Source organism: Rhizobium sp. WSM1328 (assembly GCF_057653715.1).
On sequence record NZ_CM172788.1, the window covers coordinates 3135914 to 3156851 of the forward strand.

The window sequence follows — 20938 nt, forward strand, 5'->3', positions numbered from 1 at the left end:
TTTTAACTCCCTCGGTAGGTGGAATAGCCATAGGGCGAAATCAGCAACGGCACATGGTAGTGCGCCGTGACATCGGCAATGCCGAAGCGGATCGGCACGAGATCGAGGAAAGCGGGATGCGGCAGCGGCGTGCCGCTGGCCCTCAGATAATCGCCGGCATGGAAGACCAGTTCATAGGTGCCGGCCCGAAAATTTTCGCCAATGAGGATGGGGCCGCCGTCGACCCGGCCGTCGGCATTGGTCTCCACCGTCTTCAGATGCCTGCGAATCTCGCCGTCAAGCTGGAAAAGATCGATCCTCAAGCCCTCGGCCGGCTTGCCGAGAGCGGTGTCGAGAACATGTGTGGTCAGTCCGGTCATGGGGCTGGCTCTTTGATGATATAAGGGGTTTCGAAGAAGTATTCTTCCAGATTATTGCCCGGCCCATCACGGTCGACGACAAGGAAATCTGAGGCTTGGCCGAGCGCCATCAGCGGATGGTGCCAGACGTTGCGGCGATAGTTCACGCCCTGATCGCCGCGCGCCAGAAACACTTGCGGCCTGCCCGGGCGACCGTTCTCATCCTCGGAGACGACGACGAGAAAAGGACGGCCCGAGACCGGCGAGAAACTCTGGCTGCCGAAAGGATGGCGCTCCATCATGGTGACTTCATAGGGGAAGTTGCGCGGCTGGCCGCGAAAGAGGTTGATGATGACGCGCGCACCCTCGCCCGTCGCCTCAGTGGCGGCGAGTGCATGGAAACGCTCCGTCGTGCCGCCATTGATGAGCCGCATCGAGGCGGGATCGGCTTCGATCACCTCACCGAAGGGAGCAAAGGCGGATCTCGTAAGCGGACGGATGTCGAGATGTGGGGGCAATCGCTCACTCACCTTCGGCATGCCAGTGACGGATGGCATCGATCGCCGAAAGAAGCTCCGGCAGTGTGCGATACGTTGCCTCCCAGATGTCGGAAGGATCGAGATCGAAGACGCCGTCGAGGATACGGTTGCCCGTGCCGCAGATTTTCGTCCACGGCAGATCGGGATGCTCGGTCGCAAATTCCGGATGAGTCACCAGCAAGCGGGATGCCGCGGCACCGATGGTGAAGTGGCAAAAGGTGACCGCCTTGAAAGTGAGCTTGTCCCCGGCAAACGCCGCCCCATCCATTCCGCCGACGAAAGACAGCGCTTCGGATGCTGCCTCATACATCTCATTGAGATAGTCGATCGCGCGCCGCTCGTTCATTCGGCCTCCGGCAGCATGGTCATCAGGCGCAGCAGCGCGATCCGCTCGACTTGCGCCGTCGCGGTCGCAAATTCTTCGCCCTTGCCATTGCCGATCCGTGTTTCGAAGGCCGACAGGATATCGTCCTTGCCGAGCCCCTTGACGGCGATGATGAAGGGAAAGCCGAATTTTTCGACATAGGCCGAATTGAGTTCGGTGAAGCGGGCATGTTCGGCTGGGCTCAGGCGGTCGAGACCGGCGCCGGACTGTTCCTTCCGGCTGTCTTCGGTGAGTTCACCTGCTATCGCGAGGCGCCCGGCAAGGTCGGGATGGGCGCTGAGCACGCCGAGGCGCTCCTGCGGGCTTGCCGCCCGGAAGACAGCGGTTAGCGACGCATGCACGCCGGTCGCCGTCAGCGGCTCCGTCACGTGGCCGGCGTCATAGGCGCGCTCGGCGATGAAAGGCGAATGTTCAAAGACGCCGCCGAAGCGGGAGACGAAATCCTCGCGCGACATCATCAGAGCGCTTCCGGCTGATGGTGCTTGTGCCAATGCTCGGCGATCTCGATGCGGCGCGGAATCCAGACCTTGTCGTGCTTCAGCACATATTCGATGAAGCGCTTCAGCGCTGCCGCCCGGCCGGGACGTCCGACGAGGCGGCAATGCAAGCCGACCGACATCATCTTCGGACTGCCCGCCTTGCCTTCCTCATAAAGTGTATCGAAGGCGTCCTTCAGATAGGTGAAGAACTGATCGCCGGCATTGAAGCCCTGCGGCGTCGCAAAACGCATGTCGTTGGTTTCGAGCGTATAGGGGATGATCAGGAAGGGTTTCCCGTCGACGCCCTTCACCCAGTAAGGCAGGTCGTCGGCATAAGAATCGGAGGAATAGAGGAAACCGCCCTCCTCCTGCACCAGCCGAAGCGTATTGTCGGAAGGCTTGCCCTGATACATGCCGTAGGGCCGCTCGCCGGTAAGTTCGGTGTGCAGGCGCACGGCTTCGAGGATATGCTTGCGCTCCAATTCTTCTGGAAAATCCTTGTATTCCAGCCAGCGGTAGCCGTGGCTGGCGATCTCCCAGCCGGCCTCCTTCATCGCAGCGACGGCCTCGGGGTTGCGGGCCATCGCCAGCGTCACGCCGTAGACAGTCGCCTGCACCTTGAGATCGGTGAACATCCGCCAGAGCCGCCAGAAGCCGGCACGCGAACCATACTCATAGATCGATTCCATGTTGAGGTTGCGCTGCCCTGGCCAGGCGGCCGCACCGACGATCTCCGACAGCAGGTTTTCCGAAGCCGGGTCGCCGTCGAGGATCGAGCTTTCGCCGCCCTCCTCGTAATTGATGACGAACTGCACGGCGACGCGTGCCTCGTCCGGCCATTTCGGATCGGGCGTCAGACGCCCATAACCGACAAGATTGCGCGGATAAGTCTCGGATACCATCAAATCACCTTCTGAAAAGACGGGGAACGGTAGCATCCGCAGCCGGAATGTCGAGACGGAAACTGCTCCGCCGGATTTGCCTTTACGGCACAAGCCTTTAGCTCATCTGCCGATTCAAGCGATTTTGCGCGCGCTGACCTTGCCCATCGGATGCAGCGAATGAACGCGGAAAGGACCGCCAGTGCCCTCTTCGATCATCAGGGCAACGTTGGAAACCATGACAGGTTCGCAGAGGACAGGCTCGAAGATCCTCCGCAACACCGGCTCGATGCGCGGCATGTCGATCGCGTTGACGGGGCCTGTCACCGGCATATGGAAGCGGAACTCCTCCATCACATAGGGATTGCCCCAGCGATGCAGATTGGAAAATTGCGTCGCCGACAGCCCGTCCGGATCGCTGCGTTCAATCTCGGCCTCGCTGAGCGGTGCGCGAAAACGATCGAATTCCTGCACGATCGCCGAGGCGAGATACTGGATCTGCTCGCAGGGAGTGCTCGGCAGCAGGCTGTAGAAATTGCCGAGCGGGGCGACTTCGATACGCGGAATCCGAAAAGGAACGAAGGTTCCGGAAAAACGCATCAGGTCGCGCAGGAGTTGCGATTCGGGCATGTCGTGGGACAGATGAAAGGGCGCCTTCAAAACACCATGAAAGCCGTAGCGCCGCGGCACGGCGGTATGGAAGGCGATCTCGTGAATACCGAGGCCACGAACTGCCGGAGGCTCCATCATATCGCCCGAAAACACGTTTCGGCCAAGCCAATTGGCGGCCACGAGCGACAACGGGTCGCTCGCCGGAGGCGTGAAGCAAATGGCATAGCGCATGCAATTTCCTCCATCAAGGAAGTGAGCGCCGTTCAGATCCGACGCTGTCGATGCGCAAGCAGATAGGTGATTTGCATGACAGAATAACGAAGCAGAGCAGCGGCTAATTCACGTTTAACGTGAAGCCACCGCGATATGGCTCGAAATCGCGAAGCTTTGCGGCAGCGAAAATTCGTGAGGTTCATCGCCTGCGATACATATCGCCGCCTCCGCCAGCAGGTGCGCGAGGCCGAAACTGACCTTGAAGCCGCCGGTCAGCGCGATCAGGCGCGGATGGTCAGGGTGGCAGCCCACCATTGGATCGCGGTCGATCGCCTTCGGGCGAAGCCCCGCCCAGCGCTCGACGACCGGCGCGGAACGAAGCGCCGGCACGATCGCACGCGCCGCGTCGATCAGTGCGTCGAGCTGGGCATCGGTGGAAGTAGGATCGTCGAAACGGTTCTCGCTGGTGCTGCCGATCGCGGCATGTCCGCCCTCATGGGCCACGACATAAAGCCCATCGAGGAAGATGGTCGGCAAGGCAGGATCGATATCGGCCTTGAGCAGCGCCGCCTGCCCCTTCACAGCTTGGCCGAGTGGCTGTTTCAGCCCCGGCGTCAAGCCTTCGAGCAGTGGAAAGGACCGGTGGCCGGCGGCGATGATGCAGCGCCCGAAGGCAATGGTCTCGCCGCCGACCTCGGCAATGCCGCGTTCGGGATCAAGGCCGGTGACCCCGGCATGCTCCATGAGCCTGACATGCCTTGCCCGCCGCAGGAAGGCTGTGTGCATCGCGATCAGCAAGCGGGGCGCAACGCGGGCGGCGAGCGTGTCGTGCACGAAGCCGCTCTCGCCGGCGGACGCCTCGATCCAGCCGTCGACCGGCGGCCTGTCAAGCACATACCACTGGAAACGGCGGTCGCCTGATCGCCAATGGTGTTCGGCGTCCTCGAAATGGCCGCGCGCTATTTTGTTGAGATGCGGCTTCGGCAGCGGGATCAGCCGTCCGGAACGGCGGTAGCCAGCGGAAAGTCCGGTCTCGGCTTCGAGCGCGGCGATCTCGGCTTCGAGCGAGACCAGCGCATCGAACTGGAACTGCTTCTTCTCCGACCACTGGTCCGGCATGTGTGGCATCAGCGCGCCGAGCACGCCGCCGCTTGCACCTTCGCCCAACCTGCCGGCGTCGGCAATAACGGCACGGATGCCCCGGCGCTCGGCATGGACGGCCGCCCAGAGTCCCATGATACCGCCGCCGACGATCAGCAATTCTGAGGACGATTGACCTGAGACCGGCTGAGGATTATCGGCTTTTTCCATGACAGACGTGAACCCCGATCAGATTGGCGCGGGCGCGCCGCAGCCGCTCGAATGGCGCGACGGCGATATGCCCTATTCCACCGCCTTTGGCGATCATTTTTATTGCCAGACCGATGGGCGGTTGGAATGCGGCCATGTTTTTCTCGCCGGCAATGGCCTGCCAGAGCGCTGGAACGGGCGGCAGAGATTCCGGATCGGAGAACTCGGCTTCGGCACCGGTCTGAACTTCGCTGAGACCTGGCGGCAATGGAAGCTCCACCGTGCAGACGGCCAGCAGCTACATTTTACCTCCTTCGAACTGCACCCGATGCGCGGTGAAGAAATCGGCCGGGCGCTATCGCACTGGCCGGAGATCGACGCCGAACGTCAGGTGCTGACGGCGGCCTGGCCGGAAATACCGGCCGGTATCGTGCGCCTCGATCTCGATGCCCAGACGACGCTCAGCGTCGTATGCGGCTATGCCTTGGACGGCGTCGCGGCAGCCGAAGACGACTTCGACGCCTGGTATCTCGACGGCTTCGCCCCGTCGCGCAATAGCGATATGTGGTCGCAGGAACTGATGCGGCTCGTCTGTGAGAAAAGCGCAGCCGGCGGCACTTTCGCCACCTATGCAGCGGCCGGCTTCGTGCGCCGCAATCTCATCGCCGCGGGCTTCGCCGTCGAGCGCCGCAGGGGCTTTGCTGGCAAGCGCGAAATGCTCTGCGGCGTCAAGTAATCTCGGCAAGTACGATCGATTCAAGCGGCTGCATTGCTAACAGTTATCACCTCGTGCGATAATCGCCCGAGAGGAACCAATATGGCCAGCAGCGCGAATCTTGGACAGCAACTCGAAAACTATGTGAACGAACTCGTGAAATCGGGTCGTTACAACTCTCGCAGCGAAGTTCTGCGGGAAGGTGTTCGGCTTGTCGAGGAGCGGGAAAAACGGCTGATGGCGCTCGATCTGGCGATCGGCCAGGGGATCGCCGACGCGGAATCAGGCCGCTTCAAGCCCATCAGCGATGTCGCCGCGCGCCTTTCAGGCAAATATGACGATCGTTCGTGATCGTCCTCATTACCGCGCAGGCGGAGGCGGATCTCGAACGTATTGGCGACTATATCGCTGAGGTCGATCCGCAGCGGGCGGCAAGCTTCATTCACGAACTGCTGGCACGGTGTGAGCGTCTGGCGCAAATGCCAAACGGTTTTTCATTGGTTCCACGCTACGAACATACCGCCGTTCGCCGCCGTCCTTACGGCAGCTATTTGATCTTTTATCGTGTCGGCGAGGATCGTATCGAGATCCTGCATATCCTCAACGGCGCTCAGGATTTCGAGAGCATCCTGTTTCCCGAAGGTTCAGATCAGTAGCTTGTGCGCTCCGGCTGCTGCTCGCTCGTTCCCAGCCACTGGCGGATTTTTTCCTCGAGCAGTTCGGGGCTAATCGGCTTCGACATGTAGTCGTCCATGCCGGCATCGAGGCAGAGCTCGCGGTCACTTTCGAGCGCATGGGCGGTGACGCCGATGATCGGCACCCGGTGGCCGTGCCCCTTTTCCCTTTCGCGGATCGTCTGGGTCGCCTGATGGCCGTTCATGACGGGCATCGAGACGTCCATCATGATGATGCGCGGCGTATACCGCTCCCAGGCGGCGACCGCCTCCTCGCCATTCTCGACGACGAGGAAGGAGAGGCCTGTTCCCTGCAGGATCTGCGTGAAGACGATCTGGTTGACCTCGTTGTCCTCGGCAACGAGCACGTCGACGAATTCAGCGGCGCGTTTCTGCGGCACGGGCGCTGGCGCCGGCACGATCGCTTCCGTCTGCAGCCGGGCGATCTCGGCCTCGGAGACCTGCTTGACGCGGCTGGCGCGCACCACCTCGACGACGGTGTTGCGCAGCACGTTGGCGCGCGCCGGCTTCATCAGATGCGCGTGGCCATTCAGTGCTGCGAATTCCTTTTCTGTGCCCGAAATATCCATCGACGTCAGGAAGATGATCGGCAATTCGACGAAGCGGGGATCGGCGCGCAGCTGGCGCGCGACATCGGCGCCGTTCATATCAGGCATGTGATAGTCGAGCACGACAGCGTCGACGGTAACGCCGAGATCGGCCGCCGCCTCCAGGATCGCAAGCCCGGTGCCGCCGCCTTCGGCGGCCACGCCGTCAAAGCCCCAGAGCGAAAGCTGCTCGGTGAGGATTCGCCGGTTTACTTCATTGTCATCGACGACGAGGATACGCGCACCCTGCACGTTGATCGGCAACGGCTTCGGCTCAAGGCGGGCGGCCGCCACCGCAAACGGCAGGTTGATGGTGAAGACAGAGCCCTTGCCCCATTCACTTTCGACGTTGAGATAACCGCCGAAAAGGTCGACGAGCCCGGCGGTGATCGCAAGACCGAGGCCGGTTCCTTCATGTCGCCGGGTCGATGAGGCGTCCACCTGCGAGAATTTGTCGAAGACCGATTCAAGCTTCTCCGGCGGGATGCCGATCCCGGTATCCTCGATGCGGATGCTCGCCATGATCTCGCCGCCGGCGGCCGGCTGGAAGCCGACATCGACGAAGACATGGCCCCGCTCGGTGAACTTGACGGCGTTGCCGACAAGATTGGTAACGATCTGGCGGAAACGCCCGGCGTCGCCGATTACGGCGGCGGGCAGATCGGGTGCAGCCCGCACCAGGAGCTCGATGTTCTTCTCGGCAGCGTGCGAGGACAAGAGCGTCGCCACGTCCTCTACCGCTTCGGTGATATCGAAAGCAGCTTTGCGCAGTTTCATCTGCCCGGCGTCGATCTTCGAAAAATCGAGGATGTCGTTGATGATCGTCAGCAGCGCGTTGCCCGACTTGACGATGATGTCGACGAAGGTCTTCTGGCGGGTGTCGAGATTAGTCTTGGCAAGCAGCTCCGCCATCCCAAGCACGCCGTTCATCGGCGTGCGGATCTCATGGCTCATATTGGCAAGGAATTCGGATTTGGCGCGGTCGGCAGCCTCGGCGCGCGACAGCAGCTGGCGCAACTCCTCCTCGCGGCTCTTGAGTTCGGTGACGTCAGTAAAAAGCGCCACCCAGTGCTGCCCCTTGCTGACCGTCGCATCCATGTTCACCCAGCGCTCGCCGCCGACATGGAAGACGGTGGAAATCGGCAGCCTGGCCGCGATATTGTCACGCCAACCCTGCAGGATTTCGCCGGCGGCATCGTGGAAATCGCCACGCGCCGCGCAAAATTCGAACATGCCGATCCAGCCCTCGCCGGGCTCGAGATAGGTGGCCGGAATCTGCAAGATGTCAGAAAGCGCCTCGTTGGACATCTTGATGATGCCGTCCTGAACAACGGCTAGGCCCTGCGGCATGGCATGGGTCGCATCGCGCATCATTTCGCCGAGCCGCTCCAGCGCGGCACGGGCCTCGTGGATCTCCTTTTCCCGCTCACGCACGGCCGTGATGTCGGCATAGGTCAGCAGGATCCGGTCGTTCGAGATACGGCGGCTATCGAAGATGACGGATTTGCCGCCCGCCCAGCCGAGCTCAATCGGCTCGGGCTCCTCGGTCTCGAACAGATGCTTGCGGAAATCGTAGATCTCCTCGGGCGTCTGAGTGCCGTCGTAACGACCGAGCTCATAATTGCGGCGGATGACGTCGATGAACGGGCGGCCGTCGAAGGGATCGTCGAGTGGCAGCTCCCAGATGCCGTAGAACTCGTCGTTGACGTAGAGGATCCGGTGGTCGTTATCGAGGATCAGCACGCCGACCGGCAGCGAGCGCAGGATATTCTCGATATCCCGGTGCAGCACCTCTTTGTGTTTCTGCGCTTCGATCAGCGCCTTCTCTCGGTCCTTGAGTGGCGAGATGTCCGAAAAAGAGCCGACGACATAGGGCCGTCCGTCCGCTGTCACGACGCGATTGACGCGCGAAAGGACGGAATAGATGTGGCCGTCCTTGCTCGGCAACAGGCTTTCGATTTCCTTAGACGTGCCGCCTTCCAGCGCCAGCAGGTTTTCCTGATAGATCGCCTCGCCGCCGTCCAGCCCGAACATTTCATGTTCGGTCAGCCCCAACACCCGGGAACGGCTATGGCCGCTGAAGGTCTCGTAATACTGGTTGGCATAGACGAGGCGATGCTTCTCGTCGCGCACGAAGGCTGCCACCGGCAGGTCCTCCAGAATGGTGCGCAGCAGGTCGAGTTCATTGACGCTCTCGTGCCAGGCCGCGTCGCTGACAGCCGCAGGCTTTGCGTCGTTGCGATAGGCGGCATTGACGACCAGGGGGCGGCCATCCCCCGCAAAGATGCCAATCGGATAGTCGAGCTGTTCCAGTGCCTCGCGCACACGAGCGAAATCGGCAGCGACGCCGGCGTCGCCCGTCATGCCAGGATCGCTAGCGATCCCTGGATCGCCGATCGCCCGGCGCGTCGGTTCGCGCACTTCAAAAATGCCGAGCACGTAGGCCCGATCCAGCGATGGCGAGAAGCTTTCGATCTGGATGCGTTCATGACTGAGGCCCGCCGCATCGAAGCAGATGGCGTTTTCCTCGGTGCCGAACACCAGCGCTCGGCGTTCCTTATCCTCACGATCCTCTTCCTCGGGGCGATCGAGGAGCTCGCGGCTGCGCCCGCCGATGAAATCGGAAATCTCGCGGCCCAGAAAACGGGCATAGGCCTCGTTGACGGCGACATAACGCAGCTCGCTGTTCTTGACATAGGCCGGGGTATCCAGATCAGCGATCCGGCGGCAAGCCAACTCAAGAAGTTCCCCGGCTGATTTCAAAAAATATCGCTCCCGCAATGAATGAAATATCGACTAGAAAAACTATAACGCCAAGGCTTTTAACAAGGTTTTAACCATAAATTTCGACAGCGGAATTTTAGGAGCCAGCTCACCAAGCTGAAGACAATTCGAGATTACCAGCCCCGGCTTGCACGAGACTGAAAGGACGCCCGCCATAATTCCTTTCGATGTCGGGATCCGTTGAAATCATGACGAAAATTTAATGCCAAAACCGCTTGCGCGGCCATTGCGCCGCCGCGATCCGGGCCGAGTCTCCGGCATGGCTTTATGGAAGCCATACCCATGAAAGGAAAATACCATGTCCGTTCTTCATAAGACCATGGCGACGGGCCTGATCGCGCTGACCTTTGCCGGCGCCTCGCTCGCCACCGCCACCACCGCCGATGCCCATCCACGCGATGCCTTCTGGGGCGGCGTTGCCGCCGGCGTCGTCGGTGGCGCCCTGCTGTCGGAGGCAGCCCGTCCCGCCTACCCAGTCTATCCGGCCTATCCCGCTTACCGCCCTTACCCCGTTTACCGTACCTATTACCGGCCGGACTATTGCCACTTCGAATGGTTGCACGACGATTGGGGCAATCCCCATCGCGTCAAAGTCTGCCAGCGATAGCGAAAACCGCATCCGGCGCCGCTTGACCCTCCCGGCGGCGCCTACCCAGTGCCCTCAACGGCGACCAAATGAAACTGGCGGATTTCCATCCGCCAGATCAAAGCTGAGCAGATCGCATTTTCAACCGTTACGGAGAAAGCTCCTCCAACACGCGGTCCTTGGTTTCGACCGCAAACAACATCGTGACGATTGCACCGACAATCAGAATGGCTGCGAAGCTCGCAAAGACATACTGGATGCCCATGGAAGACATCACCGTGCCGACGAGGATCGGGCCGGCCGATGATCCCAGGCGAAGCCAGGCACTGCCGGTTCCGGTTCCCAAAGCCCTGAGGCGTGTCGGGTAGATCTCTGCCGAGTACAGGTAAAGGGAGAATGTGACGGTCTGGACGATCGCATAAGCGAGACCGGCTAGAACCAAAACCTGGATAGGAGAGGTCGCGCCGAGCCATGCGAGAGCCAGCAGCGGAAGGGGAGCGAGAAGCAGCGCACCGGTGTACCAGCGCTTGCGTCCCACTTTGTCGATGAGCAGCGCGCAGATGACGGCGGCGATCACGCCGCCGACCGACGTCAGGAAACCATAGAAGATGCTGGTTTGAAGCGGCAGGTTGAAAACCTGTCGATACAGGGTCGGCAGCCAGGTGATCGTACCGTTGGCGACCGTATAGGCGGTAAACCACATGACCCAGATGGAAAGTGTCCGCTTCAAGTAAATGCCCTGGAAGAGTTCGCGCCAGTCCGACTGGCGGCGGACCGGCGCCTGGATGAGCTTCGGTTCGGGCAATTCCTTGCCGGCTGCACGAGCACTTTCTTCCATGCGGGTAACGATAGCGTTTGCTTCGCCATAGCGGCCGTTGGCAGCTAGCCAACGCGGTGATTCCTTCAGGAACCAGCGTAGAGGAATCATGATAAGTGCGGGAACGAGACCGACGACGAACATCGCCTTCCAGCCGTAAACCGGTACCATGAAGTAGCCGATCAGCCCGGCGCCGACGAGGCCCAGCAGGAACATGACCTCATAGAGGAGGAAGAACTTGCCGCGCCCCTTCGATCCGATCAACTCGTTGATATAGGCGCTGGCGACTGGGACCTCGCCGCCGGTGCCGATCCCCTGGGCGAAACGGAAGGCCATCATCATGCCGGCCCCGGCAGCAAACAGGCATGCGACATCCATGCTGACGAAGAGCAGGATGGTGAACAGAAGAACTTTCAGCCGGCCAACCTTCTCGGCGAGCCAGCCAAACAGGATCGCACCGATCAACTGCCCCAGATAGCCCATCGACAGGATCATGCCGGTCTGCGAGGGGGTCAGACCCCACTCGCGCACGAGGACGGGCATGGCATAAGCGATGGCGATGACCGTGTAGCCGTCGAAGAACGTTGCGGCGCCGACGATATTGCGCGCCCAAAATACCTCACGGGTGATGGGAAGGCGCTCCAGACGAGCGCTGATTTCGGCCTGACGATCAGCGGCATTCGCCGTCTCAGCCGGCATAGGCTGCATGACATTCATTGGTTCCTCCTTCTCGCCCCGTGGCCTACTACTCTCCCGGCCAGGGGCGCTCCTGCTTGATGGTTGCTACTGCGTGTCAGTTCGTCCTGTCAGGGCAATGGCCTTCAAAGCTATTAAGCCTGACTCGGCGGGTTCCCATGGTTTCCTCCCATCGGAATGCGCCCCTGCGACCTGCGCAGGGGCGTCAAAGAGGTCACTCGGCAGCCAGCAACTGGTCAACGCGGCCAATTCCGGCGGCGTCGAAGGCGGCGAAGATCTCTGCTTCGGCCTTTTCGCCAAGGTTCTTCAGCGGCTCGCGGATCGTAGCGTGGTCAAGGATACCGCGGTGCACGAGTCCAAGTTTCAGGGCCACGGTGCCTTCCATGTGAGAGCCGCGGTGATAGACGGCACGCGTCACCGGAAGAAGGCGCTCGAAGATCTTGCGCGCTTCCGGATAGTCCTGCGCCTTGCCGGCTTTGATCAGGTCGATGAGCAGCTCCGGCGCAATATTGCCATAACCGACGAGCAGACCGTCGACATCGAACATGGTCGGCAGCAGCCATTCATCGTGGCAGCTCAGAACCTGCAGCTTTGGATTGGCCTTCTTCAGCTCTGGAATTTCGACATACCAGCGCTTCATATTGCGCACGCCGTTCTTGGTGGCGACGACGCCTTCCTGTGTGGCAATCGCAAGCTGTGTTTCGAGATCGTATGATGCTTTGGTGGCGTCGGGATACTGGAACAGGATGCACTGGAGGCCAGACTCCTGCCAGATTGCCTTGTAGCGATCCTGGGGCGCTCCCTTCTGAAAGCCGAAACGCAGCCAGCCGTGGTTCGGATAGACGAGTGCGCCGGTGGCACCCGCAGCCTTGCATTTCCTCGCCTCTTCAGCGGCGACCTTCGTGCCTTCACCGGTAATCCCGGCAATGATCGGAACGGCACCGTCGACAGCTTCGACATAGGTGCGGATGAGAGCAAGGCGCTCCTCTTCCGTGAGGAAGGTGCCTTCGCCGGCATGGCCGAGGATGACGAGGCTTTTGACGCCTTCCATCGAAACTAGCCATTTGGCGAGTTTGGCGTTGGCTTTGTGATCAACTTCACCGTCGCGGGTGAAAGCGGTAACGGGGGCCGGGCTCAGCCCGCGCATATCCATCGGTTGCATATTGGTCTCCTCCTTCGTGCGATCGCGGTTCACTCGCGACCGATATAGGATCGTTTACGGGAACGTTCCCAATATCGTTCTCGAATTCTCTGGAGTCAATATCTTTTTTGGTGCATGCTCAGAATGGCGACGGCCGATTGCCGACTCGAATGGAAAAGGCTCAATGAGTTCAAAGACGGATGAAGTTCCGGGACAGACCCGCGTCACTATTCACGGCGTCGCTGCCGCAGCCGGTGTCTCCAAATCTACCGTGTCCCGCATACTGGACGAGAGGCTTCCCCGCTCCGACAGCGAGACAGCGCGTCGCGTGCGCAAGGTTGCCGAAGAGCTCGGATACGTTCGGGATGTTTCCGCAGCGAGCCTCAGGCGCGGCAACACGATGACAATCGGGGTGATCGTGCCCAGGCTGACGGATACGGTCATGGCCATGCTTTATGAAGCACTGGCCAAGGCCTGCAGCCGTAGCGGCCGCTTCGCGATTGTCGCAACGACCGACGACAAGCCAAAGGCAGACCGGCTTGCGGCCGAGTCTCTGCTGAAACGCGGCGTCGATGGTCTGATTCTTTCGACAGCGCGGGAAGACGATGACTTTCCGGACGAGCTGGCAAAACGCGGTATTCCTTATGTCCTGGCACTCCGGACGGATGGCCACAGCCTCTCGTCGGTCGGCGATGACAGGCTCGGTGGGTACCTCGCCGCCCGCCACCTCCTCGATCTCGGCCATCGCAGAATTGGCGTCATCGCCGGTCCATCCTATGCCTCCAGTTCGCGGGGACGCGTGGAGGGTTTCCGCCACGCCTTGGAAGAGGCCGGACTGAATGCAGATCCCTCATACATCATTCCCTCGACATTCGGCATCGAGTCCGGTGCGGTGGCCGTCGAAACCCTGATGCATCTTAATCCCCGCCCAACCGCTATTTTCGCCGTCAACGACAATACCGCTATCGGCGCGTTGTCGGGACTGACGAAACTTGGTCTTTCCGTGCCGCAGGACATCTCGATCGTAGGCTATAACGACATTCCGATTGTCGGCCACCTCCCTACGCCGCTCACGACGTTGCGGGTGCCGTTTGAGCAAATTGCAGCAAACGCTCTCGATCTTCTTGCCGGCGACAACAGTCCCGCCGACGAGCGTATTCGGATCTCGGCCCCCACACTTATTCCAAGGAAATCGACGGCACCGCTACGCTAACTCGCGCCACACGCACACCTCCGCTATCTGCACACGATTGCTCGAGCGGGTGCGATCACTCTATTCTCCGATAGCAAATCGCCAGATGTTTCGCAGACCATGTTGCCCTTATGCGGCCGGCATGCGGCGGCCGCATAGAGAGGAAGGACCAGCATGCCGGAACCGCTCAAGAACCTGCTGCATGAGGCATTGGTCGGCGATATGGCCGATCGCATTGCCGGCAACGCGCCAACTTTCGATAAAAAACGCTTCGTGATGCTGGCGACCGATGGCCTCGGAGCGCTGGAGCTGATGGAGCGCTCGGCGCTTATCCGCGACGCGCTGTTTGCCACGCTTCCCGGTGATTTCCGGGAGGCCGCAGCCATTTTCAAGGCCAGCCTGCCCACTGCCGGGAGTCCGGGGCTCTCCGGCTGGATGCTGCTGCCGATCAATCAGTTCATCGCCGCACGCGGCCTTGATCATTTCGATCTGGGGCTCGAGCTCCTGAAGGCGCTGACGCCGCATTTCACCGCCGAATTCGGTATCCGCCCCTTCATCCACCGCGACCAGCAGCGCGCGCTGGCCATCATTTCCGGCTGGGTCGACGATCCCGACCAGCATGTACGCCGGCTGGCGAGCGAGGGAACGCGGCCGCGCCTGCCCTGGGCGATGCGCCTGCCGCAGCTCGTCAAGGATCCGGCTCCGATCCTGCCCATCCTGACCGCGCTGATGGATGATCCGGAGGATTATGTGCGCCGCTCCGTGGCCAACAGCCTGAACGACGTCGCCAAGGACCACCCGGATCTGGTCGCCGCGTTCATCGCCAGTCATATCGAAGGCGCTTCGCCCGAACGCCGCTGGCTGCTGAAACATGCCTCACGCACGCTGATGAAGAACGGCCACGCGCAGGCGCTCGCCAATTTCGGCTTCGCGGCCAGCGATTCGCTCGAATGCGAACTGCGGCTCGTAAACGGCGAGGTGATGTTCGGCGAAGGGCTGGATTTCGAAATCCGGGTGACGAATGCAGGCGAGCGAGCGCAGTCGCTGATGATCGACTACGCCGTTCACCATGTGAAGAGCGACGGTTCGCTCTCACCCAAGGTGTTCAAGTGCAAGGCGATCTTGCTCGCTCCGGGGCAAAGCCATACAATTGAGCGTCGTCACGCCATGCGGCCAATCACGACGCGGCGCTATTATCCAGGCGAACATCGCATCGCCATCCTCGTCAACGGCGCAGAGACAGCATCGCAAAGCTTCGTCCTCGTCATGCCCTCACCTGACCAAGGCTGAGGCTTTCTTGTGCACCGCACTTGACTTTCCACGCGAACTAGCCCAAATGCGGGTCAGCTTTCACCCTTCCGGCCGCCGCGTGAGCGTGCCCCTGCTGAAAAATACAGATGCAGGAAGAAGGGACAAAAGCGCATTTCGATAGAGCGCCGCACTCCCATGAGCGGCCAGAAGCGCTGGAAAGCTTTTTCCAACTCACAAGTTCCCACTTCACGCGGGGTTCTTGACGCCAGAATGAAACCGGATCGCATGGTGCGTTCCGGCGATAGTCATTGTGGCGCCCCGAAAGGTTATACCTTGACTAATTTTGAATCGCTTGGTGTCTCCAAGCCGATCGTCGCTACTTTGTTCCAGCTCGGCATCGAAACGCCGACGCCCATCCAGGAACATTCAATTCCTCTCCTCCTCGAAGGCCGCGACCTGATCGGCCTTGCCCAGACCGGCACCGGCAAGACCGCCGCTTTCGGCCTGCCGCTTATCGAAAAGCTGCTCGCCGATGAACGCCGCCCCGACAACCGCACGACGCGCACGCTGATCCTTGCGCCGACCCGCGAACTGGTGAACCAGATCGCCGAGAGCCTGAAGAAGTTCATCCGCAAGTCGTCGCTGCGCATCAATGTCGTCGTCGGCGGCGTCTCGATCAACAAGCAGCAGCTTCAGCTTGAAAAGGGCACAGACATTCTCGTCGCCACGCCCGGCCGCCTGCTCGACCTCATCAATCGCCGCGCGATCACGCTGACTGCCGTTCGCTATCTCGTGCTCGACGAAGCCGACCAGATGCTCGACCTCGGCTTCGTCCACGATCTGCGCAAGATCGCCAAGATGGTGCCGAAAAAGCGTCAGACCATGCTGTTCTCGGCGACCATGCCGAAGGCGATCGCCGATCTTGCCGGCGAATATCTCGTCGATCCCGTCAAGGTCGAAGTCACGCCTCCAGGTAAGGCTGCCGACAAGGTCGAGCAGTACGTTCATTTCGTCGCCGGCAAGAACGACAAGACGGAGCTGCTGCGCAAGTCGCTGACCGAAAACCCCGATGGCCGCGCCATGGTCTTCCTGCGCACCAAGCATGGTGCCGAGAAGCTGATGAAGCATCTCGAAAACATCGGCTATTCCGTCGCCTCGATCCACGGCAACAAGAGCCAGGGTCAGCGCGAGCGGGCGCTGAAGGCCTTCCGCGACGGCAGCATCAAGACGCTGATCGCCACCGACGTCGCCGCCCGCGGCATCGACATTCCGGCCGTCAGCCACGTCTACAACTACGACCTGCCTGAAGTGCCCGACGCCTATGTGCATCGCATCGGCCGCACGGCGCGTGCCGGCCGCGACGGCATCGCCATCGCTTTCTGCGCTCCCGACGAAGCCAAGCTGCTGCGTGATATCGAGCGCCTGATGGGCATCGACATCACTGTCGCAAGCGGCGAAGCGCCGGCAAACATCAGCGGCGGCCCCCGTCGCGCCAACGGCAACGGCAACAACCGCAATCGCAATGGCGGCCAGGGTCGCGAAGGTCAGGGTCGTGGCGAAGGCCGTGGCGACCAGAATCGCTCCGAGCATCGCGGCAACCGTCAGGAACGCCGCCCGCGCCGCGAAGGTGAAGGCAGCGAAGTCCGCGCCGGCGGCGAGGAGCGTCGTCCGCGTCCGGAACGCCAGACCAGCCGCAACGAGGATTTCCGCGGTCAGCGCCGCGGTGAAACGACGCCGGATCTCGGCCCCGACAACGATCTGGCCTCGACCTCCGATTTCCGCGCCTCTGCAAAGCCGCAGCGTCCGGCCCATCACGGCGCCCATGCCAATGGTGAGCCGAGCGGTCATCACCGCGGCAACAGCCGCCATGCCCACGGCCGCCCGGCCCGCAAGCACGGCGAGGACCGCGGCCCGCAGCAGGCCCAGGCCGGCGAACCACGCCGCGACGGCAACGGCGGCAACCACCGCGGTGGCTCCCGCAACGGCGGCGGCCAGCGCCGCGAACGCGCCTGATCGTTGAAAGATTGAAAGGCAAAAAGGCCGGGGATCTCCGGCCTTTTTATTATCTAGCGCATCGTGCTTTGGGCGTCCGAAAGGACGCGCGGCGCTCTAAACCTCCGCAGGCCTATGCTCGCTGGACGCCCTGCGGTTCGTGAGATAGACGCCTGTCACGACCACCACGGTGCCGACGATCAGCGGCAGGGTCAGCGGTTCCCCGAAGGCGATGAAGGCTTCGAGAGCAACCGCTGGCGGCATCAGATAGATCAGCGAGGCGGCGCGTGACACCTGACCCCGGCGGATCAGATAGAGCAGCAGCCCGACGCCGCCCATCGACAGGCCGAAGACCGACCAAGCAAGCGCACCATAGGCCTGCGCGGCGCCGTCGAAATGCTGATGCTCGAAGATCAGCGACAGCGGCAGGGTGAGGATCAGCGCGCCGATATATTGCAAGGTCGCGATGGTTCTGAGGTCGCCGGATTGCAGGTGTTTCTTCTGATAGAGCGTGCCGTAGGTGACGGACGCCATGGCGACGAGGTTGATCGCCAGAGGCAGGGCGGCATGCGTGAGATCGGCGGTCGCCGGATCGAGCAGCTTCGGCGAAATGGCGATGGCAATGCCGATGAAGCCGAGGGCAAGGCCGAGTTTCTGTGCCTGCTGCAGCCGCTCGCCGATGAGGAAGGGAGCTGCCATTGCCGTCAGCAGCGGCTGCAGCGCCGCGATGATGCCCGATATGCCGGCCGGCACGCCATTGGCGATCGCCCACCAGAGACCGGCGAGATAGAAACCATGAAGGAAGAAGCCGGAATAGACGGCGCGCAGCGCCCTCGCCCGGCTGGGCCATTGCGCCCGCACCACAAGGCAGAGTGCCAGGAATGCCGCCGCCGACAGCGCATAACGTATCGAAAGAAAGGTGAAGGGCTCGGAATGCAGCGAGGCATATTTCGCCACCACCCAGCCCGTAGACCAGAGCAGGACGAAAACGGCGGGGGCAAGGCGATCGAGGGACATGGGGCGCGCGGCTCGACAGAGGAGGGTTCGCCGTGCTGATAGCCCCACCCGGCGGCTGTAGTCAAAAGCGAAGGGTTGATGCTTATTTGAAATTTCACTGATGCAGAGACCGATGGCGGTTCGGCAAGGGGCGGCGAGCCTCGCACACATGACCATATTCGATCGCCTTGACAGAACGAAAAACGGTCACATGCTCAGATTTTGCGCAGACACCTTGGATGAATATCCGCCATGCCGCAGCGCATCACTTTAAATGCCCAGATTTTCACCCGTTTCCCGCAGCGCAAAATCTTTTCCCTGAACTGCGCATGGTTCTTGCATTGCCATTTGCGTTGTATTCAAATGAACAAAAAGGGGAGCCGCGCTTTTGGCATTTGATGAAATGATTACCGGGGACGAAAGCCCTCGCCCGCCTTACGACAAATACTTCGAGTGGTACAACAGCCAAGACCGGGCGCATCTGATTGCCAAGTCCCGCGATGCGGAAAACATCTTCCGGAAGACCGGCATCACCTTCGCGGTCTACGGCCATGCCGACAGTTCCGAAAAGCTCATCCCCTTCGACATCATTCCCCGCATCATCTCCGCCCGCGAATGGCGCAAGCTCGCCCAAGGCATCGAGCAGCGGGTGATCGCGCTCAACGCCTTTCTCGACGATATCTACCATAAGCAGGAGATCATCCGCGCCGGCCGCGTTCCGCGTGAGCTGATCGAGAATAACGTCACCTTCATCCCCGAAATGATCGGTTTCCGGCCGCCCGGCGGCGTCTATACCCACATCGTCGGCACCGACATCGTGCGCACCGGAGAGGACCAGTTTTACGTGCTGGAGGATAATGCCCGCACGCCCTCCGGTGTCAGCTACATGCTGGAAAACCGGGAAACCATGATGCAGATGTTCCCTGAGCTCTTTCATGAGAACAAGGTGCAACGTGTCGAGGATTATCCCTACCTGCTGCGTCAGAGCCTCGCCTCGCTTGCCCCTCCCGGCTGCAAGGGCAAGCCGCGCGTCGCCGTGCTGACGCCGGGCATTTACAATTCCGCGTATTACGAGCATTCGTTCCTCGCCGACATGATGGGCGTCGAACTGGTCGAAGGCGCGGATCTGCGCGTCATCGACGGCAAGGTGAAAATGAGGACGACACGCGGTTACGAGGCGATCGACGTGCTCTACCGCCGCGTCGACGATGACTTCCTCGATCCCCTGACCTTCCGGTCCGATTCCGCGCTCGGCATTCCCGGCATCATGGATGTCTACCGCTCCGGCAACATCACCATCGCCAATGCGCCGGGCACCGGCATTTGCGACGACAAGGCGATCTACTCCTATATGCCCGAGATCGTCGAATTCTATACCGGCCGCAAGGCGCTGCTCGAAAACGTGCCGACCTGGCGCTGTTCGGAAGCCGACAGCCTGAAATATGTGCTGGAACACCTGGAAGAGCTGGTGGTCAAGGAGGTGCACGGCTCCGGCGGCTACGGCATGCTGGTCGGCCCGACGGCATCGAAGAAGGAGCGCGCCGATTTCGCCGAAAAGCTGAAGGCCAAACCGAACAATTACATCGCCCAGCCAACGCTGTCGCTCTCCACGGTGCCGATCCTCGTCAACAAGGGCATTGCGCCGCGCCATGTCGACCTTCGCCCCTATGTGCTTGTATCCGACAAGGTGCAGATCATTCCGGGCGGGCTCACCCGCGTAGCGCTGAAGCAGGGCTCGCTGGTGGTCAATTCCAGCCAGGGCGGCGGCACCAAAGACACTTGGGTATTGGAGGACTGATGCTCGGAAGAACAGCAAACGGCCTCTACTGGATGTTTCGTTACATCGAGCGCGCCGAAAATATAGCCCGCCTGATCGATGCGGGGTTGCGCATGTCGCTGACCCGCAGCAGCACCGGTGATGACAATTGGGATGGCGTTCTACAAAGTGCGGGCGTGCGCGAGGCTTATGATGAGGGCCATAACAAGCTGACCAACGCCGACGCGATCGACTATCTCCTGCGCGATCGCACCAATCCGTCGAGCGTCATGTCTTGCATCGATTCCGGCCGCAACAATGCCCGCATGGTGCGCACGGCGCTGACGCGGGAGACCTGGGAAGCCACCAACGAATGCTGGATCGACTTGAAGTCGCTGCTCGAAAAGCGCGTCAAGGCGGCTGAAATGCCCGAGGTGATCGATGTCATCAAGCGCCGCGCCGGCCTCATCCGCGGTGCCTTCCATGGCTCGACACTGCGCAACGAGCTCTATAATTTTGCCCGCATCGGCACCTTCATCGAGCGGGCCGACAATACCAGCCGCATCCTCGACGTGAAATATTACGTGCTGCTGCCCTCGGTCTCGGCCGTCGGCTCCTCCCTCGACAATGTGCAGTGGGAATCGATCCTGCGATCGGTCTCCGCGCACCGCGCCTATAGTTGGGCCTATGACGGCGAATACCGGGCGATGAACATCGCCGACTTCTTGACGCTGAATGTCCAGATGCCACGCTCGCTTGCCTATTGCTACGAGAAGATCGTCAGCAATCTCGGCTATCTTGCCCAGGATTACGAGGCGCGGCTCCCTGCCCACGATACCGCGGATTCAATCCGCACCACGCTGCAGACGAGGGCGATCCGGGATATCATGGATCAGGGCCTGCACGAGTTCCTGGAGGATTTCGTCTCGCGCAACAACAAGCTCGGCGCGGAAATTTCCGATGGCTACCGGTTCTATGTATAAGCGGATAACA

Annotated in this window: 21 protein-coding genes; 10 read left to right on the forward strand and 11 right to left on the reverse strand. The window is 61.1% G+C overall.

Annotation, left to right across the window (positions count from 1 at the left end):
* Nucleotides 1–2: 2 nt before the first annotated feature.
* From uraH to AC2444_RS15955, 7 genes are all read right to left on the reverse strand, one after another.
* Complete coding sequence (uraH, locus tag AC2444_RS15925) at nt 3–359, reverse strand: hydroxyisourate hydrolase (RefSeq protein WP_003541961.1); 357 nt, start codon at nt 357–359, stop codon at nt 3–5.
* Nucleotides 356–877, reverse strand: coding sequence for an ureidoglycolate lyase (locus AC2444_RS15930; protein WP_012758554.1), 522 nt, complete (start codon nt 875–877; stop codon nt 356–358). The genes uraH and AC2444_RS15930 overlap by 4 nt, the downstream gene beginning before the upstream one ends.
* Nucleotides 861–1223 carry a HepT-like ribonuclease domain-containing protein gene (locus tag AC2444_RS15935; protein ID WP_003541963.1) on the reverse strand — a complete coding sequence of 121 codons (363 nt, stop codon included), beginning with the start codon at nt 1221–1223 and terminating at the stop codon, nt 861–863. Before AC2444_RS15935 ends, AC2444_RS15930 begins: the two co-directional genes overlap by 17 nt.
* A complete protein-coding gene (gene uraD, locus AC2444_RS15940; protein WP_012758555.1) occupies nt 1220–1720 on the reverse strand; it encodes a 2-oxo-4-hydroxy-4-carboxy-5-ureidoimidazoline decarboxylase in 501 nt (166 codons plus the stop codon). Before uraD ends, AC2444_RS15935 begins: the two co-directional genes overlap by 4 nt.
* Nucleotides 1720–2643 carry an allantoinase PuuE gene (gene puuE, locus AC2444_RS15945; protein WP_012758556.1) on the reverse strand — a complete coding sequence of 308 codons (924 nt, stop codon included), beginning with the start codon at nt 2641–2643 and terminating at the stop codon, nt 1720–1722. Before puuE ends, uraD begins: the two co-directional genes overlap by 1 nt.
* A 114-nt stretch (nt 2644–2757) precedes the next feature.
* Nucleotides 2758–3465 (reverse strand): DUF1045 domain-containing protein, encoded by a 708-nt coding sequence (locus tag AC2444_RS15950; RefSeq protein WP_012758557.1) that lies wholly within the window; start codon nt 3463–3465, stop codon nt 2758–2760.
* Between the two features lie 114 nt (nt 3466–3579).
* Nucleotides 3580–4758, reverse strand: coding sequence for an NAD(P)/FAD-dependent oxidoreductase (locus tag AC2444_RS15955; RefSeq protein ID WP_012758558.1), 1179 nt, complete (start codon nt 4756–4758; stop codon nt 3580–3582).
* Here AC2444_RS15955 and mnmC2 point away from each other — a divergent pair.
* The 3 genes from mnmC2 (at nt 4757) to AC2444_RS15970 (ending at nt 6108) form a co-directional block, all read left to right on the forward strand.
* A complete protein-coding gene (mnmC2, locus tag AC2444_RS15960; RefSeq protein ID WP_012758559.1) occupies nt 4757–5473 on the forward strand; it encodes a tRNA (5-methylaminomethyl-2-thiouridine)(34)-methyltransferase MnmC2 in 717 nt (238 codons plus the stop codon). The genes AC2444_RS15955 and mnmC2 overlap by 2 nt on opposite strands.
* 81 nt (nt 5474–5554) lie before the next feature.
* Nucleotides 5555–5803, forward strand: coding sequence for a type II toxin-antitoxin system ParD family antitoxin (locus AC2444_RS15965; protein ID WP_012758560.1), 249 nt, complete (start codon nt 5555–5557; stop codon nt 5801–5803).
* Nucleotides 5800–6108 (forward strand): type II toxin-antitoxin system RelE/ParE family toxin, encoded by a 309-nt coding sequence (locus tag AC2444_RS15970; RefSeq protein WP_012758561.1) that lies wholly within the window; start codon nt 5800–5802, stop codon nt 6106–6108. Before AC2444_RS15965 ends, AC2444_RS15970 begins: the two co-directional genes overlap by 4 nt.
* On the opposite strand, the gene AC2444_RS15975 is transcribed toward AC2444_RS15970, so the two are convergent.
* On the reverse strand, nt 6102–9497 hold the full coding sequence (locus tag AC2444_RS15975; protein ID WP_012758562.1) for a PAS domain-containing hybrid sensor histidine kinase/response regulator: 3396 nt from the start codon (nt 9495–9497) through the stop codon (nt 6102–6104). The two genes, AC2444_RS15970 and AC2444_RS15975, sit on opposite strands and share 7 nt — an antisense overlap.
* Nucleotides 9498–9816: 319 nt before the next feature.
* Between AC2444_RS15975 and AC2444_RS15980 the strand changes: the two genes are divergently transcribed.
* Nucleotides 9817–10125: a hypothetical protein gene (locus AC2444_RS15980; RefSeq protein WP_012758563.1), complete on the forward strand. Its 309-nt coding sequence runs from the start codon at nt 9817–9819 to the stop codon at nt 10123–10125.
* A gap of 127 nt (nt 10126–10252) precedes the next feature.
* Here the strand turns inward: AC2444_RS15980 and AC2444_RS15985 are convergent, their stop codons facing one another.
* Both AC2444_RS15985 and AC2444_RS15990 read right to left on the reverse strand, forming a co-directional pair.
* Nucleotides 10253–11638, reverse strand: coding sequence for an MFS transporter (locus AC2444_RS15985; RefSeq protein ID WP_012758564.1), 1386 nt, complete (start codon nt 11636–11638; stop codon nt 10253–10255).
* Nucleotides 11639–11831: 193 nt separating this feature from the next.
* Nucleotides 11832–12779 carry a dihydrodipicolinate synthase family protein gene (locus tag AC2444_RS15990; protein WP_012758565.1) on the reverse strand — a complete coding sequence of 316 codons (948 nt, stop codon included), beginning with the start codon at nt 12777–12779 and terminating at the stop codon, nt 11832–11834.
* Between the two features lie 163 nt (nt 12780–12942).
* Here AC2444_RS15990 and AC2444_RS15995 point away from each other — a divergent pair, with 163 nt between their 5' ends.
* The 3 genes from AC2444_RS15995 (at nt 12943) to AC2444_RS16005 (ending at nt 17214) form a co-directional block, all read left to right on the forward strand.
* Entirely contained in the window at nt 12943–13971 is a 1029-nt protein-coding gene (locus AC2444_RS15995) for a LacI family DNA-binding transcriptional regulator (RefSeq protein WP_012758566.1), read from the forward strand.
* Nucleotides 13972–14124: 153 nt separating this feature from the next.
* On the forward strand, nt 14125–15240 hold the full coding sequence (locus AC2444_RS16000) for a DNA alkylation repair protein (protein ID WP_012758567.1): 1116 nt from the start codon (nt 14125–14127) through the stop codon (nt 15238–15240).
* Between the two features lie 246 nt (nt 15241–15486).
* Nucleotides 15487–17214 (forward strand): DEAD/DEAH box helicase, encoded by a 1728-nt coding sequence (locus AC2444_RS16005; protein WP_017994897.1) that lies wholly within the window; start codon nt 15487–15489, stop codon nt 17212–17214.
* A 96-nt stretch (nt 17215–17310) separates the two neighbouring features.
* Here AC2444_RS16005 and AC2444_RS16010 read toward each other — a convergent pair whose 3' ends face one another.
* Nucleotides 17311–18210 carry a DMT family transporter gene (locus AC2444_RS16010; protein ID WP_012758569.1) on the reverse strand — a complete coding sequence of 300 codons (900 nt, stop codon included), beginning with the start codon at nt 18208–18210 and terminating at the stop codon, nt 17311–17313.
* Between the two features lie 218 nt (nt 18211–18428).
* Between AC2444_RS16010 and AC2444_RS16015 the strand changes: the two genes are divergently transcribed.
* From AC2444_RS16015 to AC2444_RS16025, 3 genes are read left to right on the forward strand one after another with little or no spacing between them, the layout of a single operon-like run.
* Nucleotides 18429–18596 carry a hypothetical protein gene (locus AC2444_RS16015; protein WP_155248925.1) on the forward strand — a complete coding sequence of 56 codons (168 nt, stop codon included), beginning with the start codon at nt 18429–18431 and terminating at the stop codon, nt 18594–18596.
* Nucleotides 18578–19987, forward strand: a complete 1410-nt coding sequence (locus AC2444_RS16020) for a circularly permuted type 2 ATP-grasp protein (RefSeq protein WP_012758570.1) — start codon at nt 18578–18580, stop codon at nt 19985–19987. Before AC2444_RS16015 ends, AC2444_RS16020 begins: the two co-directional genes overlap by 19 nt.
* On the forward strand, nt 19987–20928 hold the full coding sequence (locus AC2444_RS16025; RefSeq protein ID WP_003561792.1) for an alpha-E domain-containing protein: 942 nt from the start codon (nt 19987–19989) through the stop codon (nt 20926–20928). Before AC2444_RS16020 ends, AC2444_RS16025 begins: the two co-directional genes overlap by 1 nt.
* Nucleotides 20929–20938 lie beyond the last annotated feature (10 nt).